The 17,176-nt window shown below is 72.7% G+C and carries 10 protein-coding genes; 1 reads left to right on the top strand and 9 read right to left on the bottom strand.

What is annotated here, in order from left to right; all coding sequences use genetic code 11:
* The first annotated feature begins 49 nt into the window (after positions 1–49).
* Positions 50–1,870 (top strand): protein kinase domain-containing protein, encoded by a 1,821-nt coding sequence (locus Q9R19_RS08780; RefSeq protein ID WP_311256010.1) that lies wholly within the window; start codon positions 50–52, stop codon positions 1,868–1,870.
* Positions 1,871–1,915: 45 nt separating this feature from the next.
* Here Q9R19_RS08780 and Q9R19_RS08785 read toward each other — a convergent pair whose 3' ends face one another.
* The 9 genes from Q9R19_RS08785 to Q9R19_RS08825 form a co-directional block, all read right to left on the bottom strand.
* Positions 1,916–4,156: a transglutaminase domain-containing protein gene (locus Q9R19_RS08785; protein WP_311256011.1), complete on the bottom strand. Its 2,241-nt coding sequence runs from the start codon at positions 4,154–4,156 to the stop codon at positions 1,916–1,918.
* The gene (locus tag Q9R19_RS08790) at positions 4,153–5,343 is read right to left on the bottom strand and encodes a DUF58 domain-containing protein (RefSeq protein ID WP_311256012.1); all 1,191 of its coding nucleotides are present in this window, start codon (positions 5,341–5,343) and stop codon (positions 4,153–4,155) included. Before Q9R19_RS08790 ends, Q9R19_RS08785 begins: the two co-directional genes overlap by 4 nt.
* Positions 5,340–6,338, bottom strand: coding sequence for a MoxR family ATPase (locus tag Q9R19_RS08795; protein WP_311256013.1), 999 nt, complete (start codon positions 6,336–6,338; stop codon positions 5,340–5,342). Before Q9R19_RS08795 ends, Q9R19_RS08790 begins: the two co-directional genes overlap by 4 nt.
* Positions 6,335–9,286 carry a hypothetical protein gene (locus Q9R19_RS08800; protein ID WP_311256014.1) on the bottom strand — a complete coding sequence of 984 codons (2,952 nt, stop codon included), beginning with the start codon at positions 9,284–9,286 and terminating at the stop codon, positions 6,335–6,337. The genes Q9R19_RS08795 and Q9R19_RS08800 overlap by 4 nt, the downstream gene beginning before the upstream one ends.
* Complete coding sequence (locus tag Q9R19_RS08805) at positions 9,283–13,626, bottom strand: FtsK/SpoIIIE domain-containing protein (RefSeq protein WP_311256015.1); 4,344 nt, start codon at positions 13,624–13,626, stop codon at positions 9,283–9,285. Before Q9R19_RS08805 ends, Q9R19_RS08800 begins: the two co-directional genes overlap by 4 nt.
* 397 nt (positions 13,627–14,023) lie before the next feature.
* Entirely contained in the window at positions 14,024–14,293 is a 270-nt protein-coding gene (locus Q9R19_RS08810) for a hypothetical protein (RefSeq protein ID WP_311256016.1), read from the bottom strand.
* Positions 14,294–14,355: 62 nt separating this feature from the next.
* Positions 14,356–15,687 (bottom strand): hypothetical protein, encoded by a 1,332-nt coding sequence (locus tag Q9R19_RS08815; RefSeq protein ID WP_311256017.1) that lies wholly within the window; start codon positions 15,685–15,687, stop codon positions 14,356–14,358.
* Positions 15,688–15,810: 123 nt separating this feature from the next.
* Entirely contained in the window at positions 15,811–16,086 is a 276-nt protein-coding gene (locus Q9R19_RS08820) for a hypothetical protein (protein WP_311256018.1), read from the bottom strand.
* Between the two features lie 239 nt (positions 16,087–16,325).
* Positions 16,326–17,168, bottom strand: coding sequence for a hypothetical protein (locus Q9R19_RS08825; protein ID WP_311256019.1), 843 nt, complete (start codon positions 17,166–17,168; stop codon positions 16,326–16,328).
* Between the last annotated feature and the right edge of the window lie 8 nt (positions 17,169–17,176).

A 17,176-nucleotide genomic window follows, 5' to 3' on the forward strand; every position in this document is an offset into this window, starting at 1 on the left:
CCGGGTGCCCTATCCTTCAAGTCGAGGGAGATCGTCGGAGGGGACGCCTTTGTCGGATGAGGAGTGGGCACCGCGCCCGCGGTCGAACGCGCCCGCGGCGAAGCCCGCGCCCGCCCGCCCGGCGATCGTCGTTCCCGGCTACGCCGACCTGGTCGAGATCGCGCAGGGCGGTGATTCGATCGTCTACCACGCCCGGCAGGTGTCGCTGAATCGCGAGGTGGCGATCAAGGCCGTGCGCATCTCCGACGCCTCGATCGCGGAGCGCTTCCGCCGTGAGGTGGAGATCACGGTGCGGCTGGGGCGGCAGCACCCACACATCGTCACCGTGCTCGACACGACGACGGCAGAGACCGGCGAACTGTGCCTGATCATGGACTTCCACGATCTGGGATCGCTGCACGACCGGCTGCAGGAGAACGGCCCGCTGTCGGTGTCGGAGGTGGTCGAGGCGGGCACGGCGGTGGCGGATGCCCTGGCCTTCGCGCACCGCGCGGGCGTACTGCATCGCGATGTGAAGCCGCAGAACATCCTGGTGCTGCCGACCTCTTTCGTGCTCAGCGACTTCGGCATCGCGCGGCACACGGATGCCGATCGCACGGCGTCGCTGGAGCGGTTCTCGTACCGGCACGCGTCGCCGCAGGTGCTGGATGGGCTGATGCCGACCGAGGCGGACGACGTCTGGTCGCTGGGCTCGACGATGTTCACCCTGCTGGACGGACGCGCGCCGTTCGCCGGCGACGACCCCGACGATGACACGGCGCTCGCGTACCTGCGCCGGGTGCGGCTGAACGAACGGCGCACCCTGCGGCGCGACGACCTGCCTGACGGCCTGCGCGACTTCATCGACCGCGCGCTCGCTCCCGAGCGCGAGAACCGGATCGCCACGGCCGAGCAGGCTCTTGCGATGCTGCGCGGCATCCGCACCGAGGGACGCAGCTGGCAGCCGGATGCCGTGGGCGAGACCGCCGCGGCGGATGCCGGGGGCGAGACCGCCGCGGCGGATGCCGGGGGCGAGACCGGAGCGCCGGATGCCGAACCCTCGGCCGACACCCATCACGCGGACACCCGCCCAGACGAGGCGGCCCCTGCCGACGAAGGCCCTGCCGGCGAAGCCCCTGCCGACGAAGCCCCTGCCGACGAAGGCCCCGCCGCAGCCGACGACACCCGCCACACCGACGATGCAGCAGGCGCCACCCACACGGCGGCAGCAGCATCCGGCATCCGATCGAAAGAACAGCCAGGCGCTCCCGGACCGGCCGACGACCGGCCCGTGGCGCGCTCCGCGCTCGCCGATCTCGAGCGCCCGCAGATCCTGCGCGCCTCGGGCAGCGACGACGACGCGACCGGAACGCTCGTCACGGATGCCGAACCGGACCAGGCGCGCACCGAGCCGTCGGGTTCGAAGAGCACCTGGCGCCGCACAGTGATCTTCCTGGCGGGCATGCTGATCGCGGGGGGAATCATCGGAGCCGTGGTGGCCTTCCTGCCGCACGCATCCCCGGGCGATGCCCCTGCCACCGCTCCCTCGCAGGACTCGGTTCCGACGGCACCCGCGCTGCCCGATGACGACGGCACGCAGCCGACCGTGTCGAACCCGGACTTCGCGCCACAGGATCTGGTCGTGACCGACCGCGGCACGTCGGCGCTGCTGACCTGGGCGCCGCCGACCGGAGAGGTCACCTCGATCGCGGTGGTGCAGCTGACCGACGGCGAATCGCCCGTGGTGCTGGCGAATCTGTCCGGCAGCGCGACCGAGTTCACTGTGGAGGGTCTCGATCCCGACGCGAAGTCGTGCTTCGCCGTGGCCGGCTACGGCACGAAGGACGGTGCCGTGGCCGCCGGCTCCACCCCGCAGTCCTGCACCCCCTGATCCTGCCCTCCCCGACGAGAGACGCGCCCCACCCGGGGGCGCGGGTCAGGAGAGGGGGATGAGGGGCCAGGCGAAGCGACGGCCGCGGGCCGCAGTGCCGCGCAGCGCGCGCTCGACCTGCAGCGCGGCGGACCAGTCGGCGTCGGATGCCGCGGGGCTGGACGCCGGAGAGCCGGGACCTCCCGCGCCTGCGGGACCGAACGCCGCGGCCTGTGCGCGGGCGGCCAGGGAGAGCGCGAGCTCGCGCACGGACGCAGCATCCACCTCCGCCGCGCCCGCGGCACGCCGGCCCGCGGCACCCCGGTCGATATCGTCCGCACCCACCGCCGCGCCCACCGCGTCGGCCACCTGCTCGGGCACGGCACCTGCCGCCGCCGGTCGCCCGGCCAGGGTGAGCGCGTCGAGCACGTGCGCCCAGGCGCCGAGTGCTCCCCCGCGGCGCCAACGTGCGCGCCGGCGTGCGCGACGCACGACCAGCACGACCAGCACCACGAGCAGCCCCACCACCAGAACGCCCACCAACGCGACCAGCAGTCCGCCGGCACCGCCGCCAGATGGCATTCCGGCGGCCGGCGCCGAGGACGCCTTCTGTCCGGCCGCCTGCTCTTCGGGATGCGTCGCCTCCGGCGCAGGCGTCGCCCCGGTGGAGGAGGCGGGCGGGATGTGCTCCGTCCGGATCGATGAGTCCGGCGCCGCGTCGACGGCGACCCAGCCGACGCGCGTGAGGTACACCTCGGCCCAGACCCGGGCATCCGCTCCGGTCACGGTGACGCGCGACCCGGTGTCTCCCGCATCCACGTCGTCAGCAGCGTCCACGGAGAAGCCCACGACGAGCCGGCTCGGCAGCCCCACGGCACGGGCGAGCACGGCGAACGACGACGCGAACTGCTCGGTGGTGCCGACCTGCCCCCCGTCGCCGGCCGAGGCGAACAGGAACTCGACGATCCGGCCGTACGATGCACCCGACGGCGCGCCTTCGTCGAGCACCCGATCCGCGCGCACGAAGTCCGCGAGCGCGGTGACCTGCTCCCAGCGGCCGGACACCCCCTCGACCACGGCTTCGGCCTGATCCACGAGCTCGGCGGGCACTCGCGGCAGTTCCAGGTAGCGCCCCGCGTCGGACTCCGGTGGAACACCGGCCTGTGCGATCGACGTGTCGGATGGCGCGTCGACGGATGCCGTCACCGTCAGGCGTTCGGGTGCAGAGCCGTCCGCGGCGACCAGGGAGCCGGTGTCGGGATCGATCAGCACCCCCGCGCCGTCTCCGTCGCGCACGGCGCTGGCTCGCCCCACGCCGGGAATCCAGGAGCTGTCGAGAGCGCCGCGCTCGAACCGGAACGTCACCGGCGTGCGCCACTCTCCGACCGGCAGGTCGGGCTCGGCGACCACGCCCACGGGGCGGAGCCCGGCGTCCAGCGTCCACGAAGCGCCGTCGAAGTCGGGCAGCACCGCCAGGCGGATCAGCTCGGGCACGCCCTGCGCGCTGGCCAGCGTGAACAGCGCGCTGTCGGCCTCTGCATTCCACCGCGAGACATCGGGCAGGGGGTTCACCGCCTGCGCCGGCAGCGGAGGAGGCGGCACCAGGGTGCGGGGTTCGAAGCGCGTGCCGCCGACGAGTGCGGATGCCGAGACCGCCAGCATCCCGACCAGCGCCGCAGTCACCAGGCCCAGCAGCCAGCCGATCCGCGACGTGCGACGCGCAGGTCGTCGATCGGACTGCCATGCCGGGGTCGTGATCCAGCCGGCCAGCACGAGCAGCACGGATGCCGCGGCCACCACTCCCTGCGGATCGCCCGCCCCGGCCGTCAGCAGGGCGCCGGCGGTCTGCAGCACGATCGCGCCGATCAGCGGGGCGATGCGCGCGCGGCCGGGCGCCGTGGTCGCCAGCGCCACGGCGAGGGAGGTCAGCCACACCAGCAGGCCGGCGGGCATCAGCAGGTCGACGTCACCCGGCGCGGGCCTGGCCGCGGTGAGCAGTCGCGGGATGGCGTCGATCAGCGGCGACAGGATGCCGCCCAGCGCCCAGTCGCTGCGTACCCCCGCCCGTGCGGCATCCGGCTGCGCGCCCAGGGCTGTGGCGGCGATGATCGCCAGCAGCCCCACGCCCACTGCGGTCCACAGCGAGGGGATCTTCACCCAGCGTGCCAGCACGACCAGCAGGTGCGGCACGATCACGCAGCCGACCAGCACCAGGACGGTCCACCACTCGGCGTAGCCGACGGCGATCGGAACGGTCGACACGGCCAGCACGCCGATCGACCAGACGACCGCCAGCGCGCGGGTCATCGCCCCGCTCCCGCCGTGCCGACTCCCGCCGTGCCCGCTCCCGCGACACCGGCGCGCCAGCCGTGCGCCAGCTCCTCGGCGCGAGGACCGCGCAGCACCAGCACCGCACCGGATGCCGACAGCAGCCGCTCCGGGGCGGGGTCCACCACTGCGACGACGCCCGCCGGCGCGGCCGCCGCTGTGAGTACGAGCGCGGCCGCATCGGCATCCGCTCCCGAGACGACGGCGACGACATCGGGCGAGCTCACCTGCAGGCGGGGCCGCTCCGACGAGGCGTGCGGAATGAGCGTCGCGAGCGCGGCGAGCGCGGTCGGTGCGACCCGGGCGGCGTCGACGCGACCGGGCTCGACGGGCAGTTCCAGATCGAGGGCTCCGGACACGGTGACCAGCCGCGCGGGCGAGCGGGCGACGGCCGCGGCATCCAGCAGGCTCGCCGCCAGATCCACCGCCTCGTCCAGCCCGCCTTCCCGGTAGGAGCCGGCCCTGTCGTCGAGCAGCACCGTCAGGAACGGCTGCGCGGGGTCGGCATCCTCCCGCACCATCAGCTGCCCGCGTCTGGCGCTGGTCGCCCAATGCAGCCGGCGCAGGTCATCGCCGGGCACATACTCGCGCATGCCCACCAGGTCGGTGCCGCCGTGGGCGATGCGCTCCTCGGCGCCGGCGTGCCCGCGGCGCATGCCGGGCGGCACGGCGATCACATCGAGCACCCGCGGCTCCACGAGCACGCTGGCCGCCTCACCGTAGGCACGGCGCACCCGGATCAGGTCGGCGAACGAGCGCCGGTCCAGCGTGAGCGGGCCGAACTCGATCAGTCCGCGCCGTTCGGTGGGGATGCGCACGGTGGTCGTGGCGTGCTCACCCGCGCTCAGCGGTGGGAAGTCGAACACCACCGGCGCGCCGTCTACCCGGTCGGTGCCGCTGAGCGACACCCGCCACCGCCGCGCGGTGTTCTCCACCCGGATCGTCGCGCGGCACTCGTCGTAGCGGGCCACACGAGCCGGCTGCACGGTGCGGGACACGCGCACCGGCGTGGGCACGGCCACGGTCGCCACTGCCACCAGCAGCGCGGCGGACAGCGCGGCCGCCAGCCCGATGATGGCAGGGTACGCGGCCCACAGACCGAGCGCCCAGCAGAGCAGCGTGCAGACGACGACCGTCCACCCGCGCGCGGTCAGCCGTGCGGTCATGCCGGAGTGGGTCGCGGCGCCTCGACGCGGGCCAGCACGTCGGCGAGCACGTCATCGGGCGAGATGCCGTCCAGCTGCGCCTCGCGAGCGAGCACCAGGCGGTGCGCGAGCACCGGCACGGCCAGCTGCTGCACGTCGGACGGGATCACGAAGTGGCGCCCCTGGGTGGCCGCGCGCACCTGGGCGGCGCCGACCAGCGCACGCAGGGCTCGCGTGGACGCTCCCAGCCGCAGCCGGTCATCGGCACGGGTGGCGGCACCGACGGCGCGGATGTAGCTGAGGATCGGGTCGGCCACGTGCAGCGCCGACAGCAGGCTGATCTGCTCGGCCACGGCATCCGGCCCCGTCACCTGGGGCACGTCGTCGATCCGGCCGGCCGTGCTGCCCGGTCGCAGCACGGCCACCTCGTGCTCGAGGTCGGGGTAACCGATGCGCAACCGCATCAGGAAGCGGTCCAGCTGCGCCTCGGGCAGACGGTAGGTGCCGTCCATGTCGACCGGGTTCTGCGTCGCGATCACCAGGAACGGATCGGGCACGCGCTGCGCGACGCCGTCGGCGGTCACGGTGCGCTCGGCCATCACCTCCAGCAGTGCCGACTGCGTCTTCGCGGCGGCGCGGTTGATCTCGTCGGCCAGCAGCACGTTGGCGAACACCGGCCCGGGGCGGAACGAGATCTGACCGGAGGCCGGGTCGAACACGCTGGTGCCGGTGACATCGGCAGGCAGCAGGTCTGGCGTGAACTGGATGCGGCGGGAGATGCCGCCGATCGCCGCGGAGAACGCGCGGGCGAGCGTGGTCTTGCCGGTGCCGGGCACGTCTTCCAGCAGCACGTGCCCACCGGCGAACAGCGCCACCGCGGCCTGTTCGATCACGCTGCGCTTGCCCTGCAGCGCCCCGCCGACGGCATCCACGATCGCGTCGTGCAGCAGTCGGAAGCGCGAGACGTCGGCCTCGGTGGGCGCGTCGGCGGCGAGTTCTGGCGCCGTGTCGGTCATGCGGTCTCTCCGTTGCGTGTCGGGGCGTTGCGGTTCGGGATGGTCTCGGATGCCGTGCGGCCGGCGTTCAGTGCTGTGCGGCGGCGGATGCGGCGCAGCATCCACGCCGCGGCGAGCAGACCCACGCCGGTGGCGAGCACGGGCTCGTTCGTGTCGCCGGACGGCGTCCACGGAACGGGGATGACGGTCACGTCCGGGTCGTCGGGATCGAACGAGACGGGCTCCGTGCAGACCCGCGGGGACAAGGTGCAGTGCTCCCACTGGTTGCGGTTGGGGGCCTTCGCATTCTCGGTCGCCGAGGTGACCGAACCGCGCGTCACGTACGCCGAGACGGTGGAACCGCCCATGGTCGTGCCGCTGAACGTGCGACCTCCCGTGGTGCAGTCGAAGTCGCTGGTGGACTCTCCCCCTGTGGCCGTGATGTGCGCGGTGCAGGTGCCGGAGGCGCTCCACCCCTCGGGCAGTGAGACCGTGACGCTGTACGGGATCGCCTCGTCGTACAGGCCCGGTTTGGTGAACCTGATCTGGGAGATCACGTCGTCGCCGTTCTTCGGCGCCGGGGGCGGCGGAGGCGGCGGCGGCGTGGAGCCGACCTGCTCGCTGGCGGATGCGGTGGACTCGGGCCCGGTGCCGGCGCTGTTGCTCGGGGTGACGGTGACCGTCACCCCGATGAAGCCCGGCTCATCTCCGGGACCGTCGCCGCACAGGAACTGCTTAGCGGGGCGGCACACCAGCTCTTCCCTGATCGACGTGGAAGTGGTGGTGACCGTCTTCTTCTGCCCGGCACCGGTGTACTGCACCGTGTAGGTGACGGGTGCGCCGTTGGCCGGTGCAGCCGCCCAGCTGGCGGTGAACGAGTAGGAGATGGGGGTCAGATCGTCATTCAGCGTGATGCTCGGCTTGCCTGGCGCCCCGGGCAGGCCGACGATCGTGACCGCGTCGCTGGCGGCCGAATCCGCCGAGGTGGAGCCGAGCAGGGTGCGCACCGTGTACGTGTGCGAGCCGTAGTCGACGTTCGAGAAGGTGAGCGAGCGGCTCGTGCCGGCCGAGGTCCACGATCCGCCGGCGGGACGGACGAGGTACTCGTCAGCGCCTCCGGGAGCCGCGTTCCAGGTGACGGTCACCGTGCGGTCGGATGCTGTCGCGCGAACGTTCGTGGCCGCCGCGGCCTGCGGTTCGGGATCCGGATCGGGCTCGGGGTCGGTGGTCGGGGTGGGATCCGTGGTCGGCTCGGGGTCGGTGGTCGGGGTGGGATCCGTGGTGGGTTCCGGGTCGGTGGTGGGAGTGGGGTCGGTGGTCGGCTCGGGGTCTGTCGTCGGGGTCGGGTCGACGGTGGGTTCCGGGTCGGTGGTGGGAGTGGGATCCGTGGTCGGCTCCGGGTCCGTGGTCGGCGTCGGGTCAGTCCCCGGCGTCGGGTCAGTCCCCGGCGTCGGATCAGCACCCGGCGTCGGATCAGACCCCGGTGTCGGGTCCGTAGTCGGTGTCGGATCAGACCCCGGCGTCGGGTCCGTGGTCGGTGTCGGATCAGCACCCGGCGTCGGATCAGACCCCGGCGTCGGATCCGTGCCCGGTCTCGGGTCCGTGTCCGGCGTCGGATCAGTGCCCGGCGTCGGATCGAAGTCGGGGATGGGATCGGGCAGCGGGTCCGTGCCCGCCCCGGCATCCTGAGTCGGGTGCGGGTCGTGCGTCGGTCGCGGGTCGTGCGTGGGGCGCGCGTCCGGGCGACCATGGTCGCCGGCGTGGTCGCGATCGCGTTCGCCCTTGTCCCCGTGATCGTTCCTGCGGCTGGGGCCGGGCGCCGGGATGGTGACCGGCGGCGTCTGGCCGACGCGCGTCTCGGGCACATCCTTCGCACCGAGATCCACCATCCCCGTGGCTCCGTCGGGCTGCACGATCACAGCCCTGCCGTCATCGCCCGTCGTGACGAACAGTCGGCCCTCGTCGGCGGTGAACACCGGGTCGCCGCCACCAGGGATGACGATGTCCGCACCGGCGCGCTTGCCGTGGCCGTCCAGCACCATCACGACACCCTTGCCCAGACACGGCACGTAGACGCGGTCGCTGAACACCTGCGGGCTGCCCGGCCGCGCGCATCCGCGATCCCCGACGTCCACCTGCAGCAGCGAACCCGACGAGAGCAGGAACACCTGCCCGGTGTCGGTGACCGACGCGGGCACCAGCGTCGCCGGCGAACTCTGCGCGGCAGCGACCGTACCCGACAGCGCGGGCACCGTCACGGCGACATCACCACCCGACCCGACCTGCACGACCGCCCCGCCGTCGGCGGCGAAGACCGTCACGCCCCGCTCATGCGGGACGAGTCTGCTGTCGGCTCCGGAGCCGGCGACCGGCCGCTGGGCGTCGGTGCGGAACCGGCCGGATGCGCCGGAGTACTTCAGCTGGGTCAGCTCGCCGCTCTCGGTGAGCACCCACACATTCCCCTTGCCGTCGACGGCGGCATCGGCGATCGGATGCTCGGTGCGGAACGGCTTGCCGAGATCAGCGAGAGTGAGCGGGTCGACCGCGCGCACAGTGCCCGGGTCGTCGTCGATCACGACCGCCTGCCCTCCGCCGACCAGCACCCGCTCGTCGCCGGAGGTGGCACGGCTGCCGCTCGCGACCAGAGCCGTCAGATCCACCGCGGTGACCACGCCGCTGTTCTCGTCGGTGACGATCAGCTCACCGTCGCGCTGTGCGATCGCGAGAGCCGCATCGCCCTCACCCACCACGAGTCGGCGCTCGGCGACACCCGTGGAGGGGTTGACCTGCACCACGGCGCCGTCCTGGCCGGGCAGCCAGGTCTGCCCGTCGGACATGTTCACCGCCAGGGCCGCGACACCGTTGCCGACCAGTGCGCCCACCACCAGCAGCGCTCCGCCGAATGCGACGCCGACCTCGACCATCCCGCGATCACGGCCGTGCAGCAGGCGAGACCTGATTCCCCTCATGATCGCTCCTCCAACGCACCAGATATTAGCTGTACCACCTGGATCTGCCCACCCGCGACCAGCAGCCCGCGACCCGTGCCGGCCATCGGCTCGTGCGAGTTCATCGGCACCTGAGCGCCCACCAGAGAGCCGTCACCCATCTCCGGGGCGATCAGCATCGCCCGCCGCGAGCGCTTCACGGCCGAGGCCAGCGACGGGATGTGCTGACGGCTGCGCAGCTCATCCGGGTCACCCGCAACGACCACCGCCACGTCCGGAAGGCTGAGCAGGGCCGTCAGGTTCTCCAGCGCCCGGCGCTCGTCGCCGTTCGCGTCCCAGGCGCGCTCCCACTCGTGCACGTCGTCGACGAGCACCAGCATCCAGCCTTCCCCATCGACCCGTGTGGCCGCGTCCTGCGCCCAGGCGGCCGCCTCGGCGGCATCCGTGATCATCCGGTCAGCGACCGCCGGCATCTCATCCGACCCGCCGCGCGGTGCGATCAGCACCACCTCCGCCGGGTCCTCGGCGCGGCGGGCGAGCTGCGCCAGGCCGATCAGTGCGGAGGTGCGGCCAGAGCGGGCCCGGCCGGTGAGCAGGATCGGCCCGTCGCACAGACGCAGCGACACCGGCGCCACCACATCCTGCTCCACGCCGAGCACGAGCTCGTCGCGCTGCGGGCGCGGCAGCACGCTCTGCGGCAGCCGCGTGGGCATCACCGGCACGGCGGTGGCGGCGACCTCGTCGTAGCGATCGCCCAGGTGAGTGCCCAGCTCGTCCAGGCGCTCCGCCTGCAGGGGCGTGCCCGCGCCGCCGAGCGTGGCGACCTGCACCTCGTGCGGGCCGAACAGGCCGCGCCCCGCGGGGGACTCGCGATCGAGCACCCCGGTGGGGACACCCAGCATCGCGTAGTCGTCCTCCACGCTCATGCGCATCACCACGCGGCCGCCGAACGCGGCGAGGATCTGGCTCGGCACGCCCGTGCGCTGCGGAGCCGTCGCGGTGATGTGCACGCCGCAGCGACGCCCCTCCTGCAGCACGGTCAGCAGCTGATCGGCGTGCTGACGGCGCATCGCACCGCCGCCCTCCAGCGAATCCAGCACGGCGGGCAGGTTGTCGATCAGCAGATGGATGCGCTGCACGTGCACACCCGTCGCAGCCAGCGCGTCGAGATCGGCGACGCCGTGGGATGCGAGCATCGCGTTGCGCTCGGTGACGGTGCGGTGCACCATGCGGATCAGACGCAGCATCCGCTCGGTGGACTGCTCGACCACGATCGAACCCACCGACCCCAGCCTCTCGAGCACGGTCAGCCCGCCGCCACCGGCGTCGATGCCGTACACGCACGCGGCTGCACGCTCGGCGCCCGCCGTGACGGAGGCCGCCACGGTGCGCAGCAGCTCGGTCTTGCCCGAGCCCGACGCGCCGAACACCAGCAGGTGACCGGTGCGGCCGTAGTCGATGCTCCACGGCACCTGGCGCTGCTCGCCCGGCACGTCCTGCAGGCCCAGCAGCACCGTGCCAGGTGCCTGCTCCACAACCGTCGCGTCGGCACCGGAATCGGCGATGGCCGCTTCGTCACGGGCATCCGCTCCGATCACCAGACGCCCGGGCTCGACCACGGCCAGCGGCAGCTCCTCGGGCAGCGGCGGGATCCACGGGCGTCGCGGCGCCTGCATGCCGCTGCGCAGGAACGCCGTGGTGACCGTGGTGACGATGCGCTCCAGGTCGGAGTGCTCGTGCGGGCGACCCGCATCCACCGCCCCGCCGTCGATCGCGCGGGCCGTGAACGGCGCCACCCGCACACGCTCACCGGCGTCGTGCAGCTGCTCGGTCCCGCCCACATACGCCACCTGCACCATCTCGCGGGTGCCATGCCCGGTGCGGCGCAGCAGCGCCCGCCCGGGGGTGCGGCGCGACAGGTTGGCGGCATCCGGAGCATCCACCACATCAGTGGAATCGTCCGGCGAGGCGACGCGCAGCGCGATGCGCAGATCGGTGTTCGCCTTGATCTGCGGCGTGACGACGCCCGCGGGGCGCTGGGTGGCCAGGATCATGTGCATGCCCAGCGACCGGCCGCGCTGAGCGATCGAGACCATGCCGTCGATGAAGTCGGGCACCTCGGCCAGCAGAGCGGCGAACTCGTCGACGCAGATCAGCATGCTCGGCGGGGCGATCTCGGGGTGCATCCTCTCCAGGGCGGGCAGGTCCTTCGCGCCGTACTCGGCCAGCAGATGCTCGCGGGTGGTCAGCTCGGCATGCAGCGAGGTGAGCGCCCGCTGCACCAGCGCCGGTGTGAGATCGGTGATGTAGCCGACCGTGTGCGGCAGCTGGGCGCACTCGCGGAAGGCGGCGCCACCCTTGTAGTCCACCAGCAGGAAGGTGATCCGGCTGGGCGGGTTGTTCAGCGCGAGGGAGCACAGCAGCGACTGCAGCAGCTCGCTCTTGCCTGCGCCCGTGGTGCCGGCGACCAGGCCGTGCGGGCCGTCCTCGCGCAGATCGATCGAGCACACGCCGTCGGCGCCGACACCCAGCTGGGCGCGCAGGCCGCGGCTGGAGGCCCAGCGCTGCGCGATCGCTTCGGCATCGTCCAGGTCGGCCAGATCGCTGCTGAGATCGGCGATGCGCACCCGGTCGGGCAATGCGGATTCGCCGGCGAGCACGGCCGCCTCGTCACGATAGCCGCCCAGTGCGCGTGCGGAGCGCCAGGCCGAGGCGAGATCGAGCGCGTCGAGGCGGGTGATCGCGTCGACGCCGCCCCGATCGGCGTGCTGGATGCTGCTGCGCGGAAGATCGATGGCGGCATCCGTCGCGGCGGGCACGCGCGCCAGATCGTCGCCCACCCAGATCAGGTGCAGACGGCTGTCCTCGGCGATGGCCGCGACGCCCTCCAGGGTGCGGCGCGGCACGCCGGCGGCGCTGTCGATCAGGCAGACCACGTGCTCCACGCCGCCGACGGTGCGCGCCAGTTCCTCCAGCAGCGCCTGCCCGTCTCCGGCGCCGATGGCGACGGATGCCAGGCCTCCGGCCAGCGGCGCGGCATGAGGCAGCCAGCGCAGCCAGCTCTCCATGCGGGCGTGCTCCTGACCCAGCACGGCGACGACGCGCACATCGTTCGGGGAGTGCGTGACGGCCAGTCGGATCAGGGCGGCCCGCAACCAGGCATCCAGCTGCTCGCCCTCGCCGACGACGGCGGTGAGCGGGCCCAGCGGCACGGTCACGGGCATGTCGGGGAGGGTGGCGCGCCGGGCGGCCTCCTCGGCGGCCTCGGCGCGCAGCGCGCGGTCGCCCTGCTGCTTGGCGTCGCCGGTCACCAGTGCCGGGCGCGGGCCGATGCCCGCGCGCAGGTGCAGGAAGTCGTCATCATCGCTCTGCCGCACCCACACCGCGCGGTCGGCACTGGTCGCCCGGTCGCTGACGACACGGGGCTCGGGGTCGTCATCGACGGCGTTGGCGCGCTGGTGCTGCGCGGCCTGATCGAGCGTCGTCAGGATCACGGCGAGGTCCTCGCGCCAGATGCGCGTCTCCTCGGCGAACTCCCGCTTGGCGGTGCGGCGCTGCATCAGGTGAGTGACGACCATCATCATCGGGAAGCCGATCATGAACACCAGCGAGTAGGCATTGCGCATCGTCAGGAACATCACGCCGCCCATCAGCAGCGGCATCAGGATCATCGGCCACGGGAACGGCTGGCGGTGCGGCTGCGACGGGGGCGTGGGGAACTGCACCTCGGTGCCCGCGACCGCCGTGCCGAACCGCGGCGAGCGCCAGATGCTGCGCTGTGCGGTGGAGTCGGCGGCTCGACCCGGCTGCAGGGCGATCACAGTGGATCCGACCGTGATCGGCTCGCCCCACGAGACGGGCTGCGGGCGCACGGCCGGTCGTCCTGCGACCTGCGTGCCGTGCGCGGAGCCCTCGTCGCTGATCACGGGTTCCGGTCCCAGGATGAGTCGGGCGTGCGTGCGGGAGACCAGGGGGTCGTTCAGGCGCACGGTCGCATCGGCGCCGCGACCGATCGTCGCGACTTCCGAGCGGAGCGGCACCTGCGTGCCCGCGTCCGAACCGGTGAGCACCTGCACGATGGCGCGGGGAGCGGATGTCGGGGTCGGACGGTCGAGCCAGTCGGGGCCGACGGATGCGACCTCGATGACGTCGCCGTCGCGCAGCGGCGCTTCGGCAAGGGGCGTCTGTGCCGGCCACGGGACACCCGCAGTGACGGGGGCGAGCAGCACGGAGGATCCCGCGATGTGCCGGCCCAGGCCCGCGGCGAGATCGGCGACCGATCCACCGCGCTCGGCGGTGACGACCACGTCCACCGGCTGCAGGCCGCTCTCCGTCGTCGGCCGCACGCTGACTCGCCACATGGTCTCTCCTCTCTCTGCGGGTTGTCTTCGACGCTATGGCGGTCGGGCGGGCAGACAAAGGCCACGAGGGGTGGAAACTTCCGCCGCGTGCCCCACTCTGGTGTCCACTTCGCGGGGCCACCACCCTTCGCGGGTCCCACCTCGCGGCCTCCACCCACGCGGACACCACAATTCGGGACCCGCGAAGGCCCGGAGATCGCATCCCCCACCACCGCCCTTCACTTCGCGGGTCCCACTTCGTGGGCTCGCCACACGCGAAGGCAGCAATTCGGGACCCGCGAAGCACACGAGGGCAGGGCACGACGGGGGCGGGGCACGACGGGGGCGAGGGGGCAGGGGGCGAGGACACAGCGAAGCGGGACCGGTGCGTGTGCACCGGTCCCGCTGGGAGCTCCGATCAGCTGGAGGCGCGCTCCTGGTCGTCGGCCTGCTGCGCGACGATGGTCGCGTTCTCCTGCAGCGCGCTCACCACGTTCTGCAGCGCCGGCACGTACTGCCCCTGCCAGTCGCTGGTGAAGCGCTGCGCGTCGGGACCGTACCAGGGGGTCTGCTCCAGCCGCTGCGTCAGCTGAGCCGTCAGCTGGTTGATCGCGTCGGCGTCACTGTTCATCAGACGGGAGAGCTCCCGGCCGGCCTGGATGTCCATTCCGTAGACAGTGCTGCTCATCTCTTCATTCCTCTCGATAGGTACTGCTGGTTGTGTGTTTCAGTGGATGTTCAGTTGTGAAGTCAGGCCTCTTCGGGCTCGGACGCGTCGCCCCCGGAGCGCCCGCGCAGGCCGTTCAGAGCGGCGGCGCCGATACCGGCGAGGCCGAGCGGGGCTGCGAGCATGGCGGCCGGGGCCGCGGATGCCGCATTCGACGCATCCGCGGTGCCGACGCTGAGCCCGGTGGCGCCTGCTGCCGCCGTGCCGAGCGAGGCATGTGCGGCCACCGGTGTGGCGGTCACCGCGGGGTTGCCGGATGCCAGGACGTCGCCGTCGCCGGATGCCGAACCACCCCCCAGCGCACCTCCGGTCGACCCGCTCCCAGCAGAGCCGCCGCCGAGTGAGCCACTGCTGGAGCCGCCCAGCGCACCGGAGGAACCTCCGGCATCTGCCGACAACCCGCCGGAACCGGCCGACGAACCGCCTGCGATGCCGGCCCCTGCGGAGCCTCCCGATCCGTGGGCGCCCGAGATGCTGCCGGAGCCGAGCGATCCGCTCGAAGAGCTCCCGCCGCTCGACGCGGTGGGTCCGTGTCCGCCCACGTCGCTGCCGGAGCTGCCCAACGACGACCCGCCGATGAACGATGACGCATCGCCGGCCGACGAACCCGAACCGCCGATGGCCGCGCCGCCCAGTGACGACCCAGATCCGAACGACGACCCGCCGATGGACGACCCGCTCCCGAAGGACGACCCTCCGCCCACCGCGGACCCGCCGCCGAACGACGAGCCGGCCACAAACGACCCCGCCAGCGCTCCGCCCGCCAGCGCTCCGCCGGGCACTGCAGCCGCACTGCCGCCGCCGATCGCCGCGCTGACGCCGAGCCTTCCGGCATCCGTGTCGATGCTGATGGTGATCTGCGCCCGGTCTCCGCCGCCGACCGCCGCCGTCTGTCCGAGCGCCGAATCGGTCGCTCCCACTCCCGCGGGGGTGGCGACGTGTCCGCCGGCGCCGGTGGCCGTCGTGGGCATGCCCGACGGCGAGATCGCGTACTCGGGCGAGCGCAGTGACGGCGGGTTGGCGCACGTGGCGGCGGGCATCGAGATCGGCTTGTAGGCCGAGGCCGGGATGCTCACCGACGGCGAGTCCTCGCTGGCCGCCTTCTGCACTGCGGATGCGATCCGCAGCACCTTCGCGAAGCGCTCGAGCGCCTGCTGGGTCTTCTCGACCCAGGGGATGACGGTGCCCTCGAGGTACGCGGCGTAGGCCGCGGCCCATCCGGTCCACGACATCGCCTTGAGCGCCGCGACGACGATCTTCAACGCGGTGGCGATGGTCTTGGCCAGGTCGGCGCCCTCCTGCGCCTTCTGCGCCATCTCGTCGAGCTTGCTGACGTCTGCTCCCTGGAATGACATGTTCCCCTCCTTCCTGTTCGTGTCGATGTGTTGCTGTCGATGTCTTGCGATGAGTTGAAGCTATGAGCATCCGGCGCGGATTTCCACCTGATCAGGGGTGGAAACTTCCGCCGCGGTCGGCTCTCAGCTGCTGACTTCGTCCTGCAGGTCTGCGCGTCGGCGCAGTTCGGCGGCGTTCTCGCGCAGCGAGTCGGCCGCGTTGTGCAGCTCGGGGCGCAGCGAGCCGTCCCAGTCGGTCTTGAAGCGCTCGGCGGCGGGTCCGATCCACAGCACGGCCTCGAGCAGGGACGACATGTTGTCGACCACGCCCTTCAGCTCGCCGGCCTGTGAATCCATCTGCCGTGAAGCGTCCCGCGAGTACTCCGGGTCGATCCCGTAGAAGCGTGAACGGTCGTACATGTCGCATCCTCCTCTGCCGCCCGGTCGTGGGCTCCGCCGCCCCGGTTGGGGAGCGATGGCCTCGACGCTAGGTGAGGATGCCGGGCCGCGGCCAGCGCGGAGGGGGTGGAAACTTCCGCCTCTCGACGGCGAGATCAGGGCGCTGAAGCGGCGGAATCAGGATGCTGCGGAGCCGACCCGCGGTTCGCGTTCGCGGGTCGGCCGTCGCGGGTCGGCCGTCGCGGGTCAGGCGTCGCGGGTCAGGCGTCGGGACGGATGCCGTTGCCGCGCGCCTGCGCGACGAGCACGGCCTGCAGGTCGGTCATCGTGACCAGGCCGATCTCGGCGATGCGGCGCGCGACGGCGAAGCGCAGGTTCTGCACGCGCCCCTCGCCAGAGGTGAACGGGTCGTCGGCGGGCCCGAAAGCCAGCCTGGCCACCGAGCGGATCGCGTCGTCGACGCGCTGCGCGCGCTCGAGGTTCCACGCGTGCCCGCGCCAGGCCAGCACGCGCTCGTAGATCTCGCGGTTCGAGGGCGGGCGCGGGTAGTCGTCGGCGCCGCTCAGCCACGGCTCGGTCAGCGCGAGCGCCACGTACCACTCCCGCGACCAGCGCTCCAGCTGCGGTGCGGCCGCGGTGGCGTCGTCGTCGCCTGCGGGCAGGGGGATGCCGCTCCACGCGACGTGCTCGGTGTCGTCCTGCACGGCTTCGACGTCGAGCGTCACCACCAGGTCGATGAAGGTTCCCGCACCGGTCTGGCGTCCGCGGTAGATGAGCAGCTGGTTCTCGCCCTCGTCGAGCAGCGCGGACATGCCTTCGGACAGACTCACCCGGCGAGCGCCGCCGGGTGCCTCGAACAGGCTGGAGAGCTGCGCCGGGGTGGTGGCGTGCCAGCGCAGCCGGACGACCTCCTCGCCCACCTGCACCTCTCCGCCCAGGCGGGACACATGCGGCGCCACGTGCGGCAGCGCCAGCGCGGTGATGTGCACGGCCGAGTCGTCCGTCGGCAGCGCGGCATCCGGTGATCTGCCCATCAGCAGCGTGTCGCCCGAGCCGAGCACGACTGTGGGCACTCCGGCACCGCGCAACGTCACTCTCAGCACACTCGCCC

The organism is Microbacterium sp. ARD32 (genome assembly GCF_031844385.1).
GTDB lineage: Bacteria > Actinomycetota > Actinomycetes > Actinomycetales > Microbacteriaceae > Microbacterium.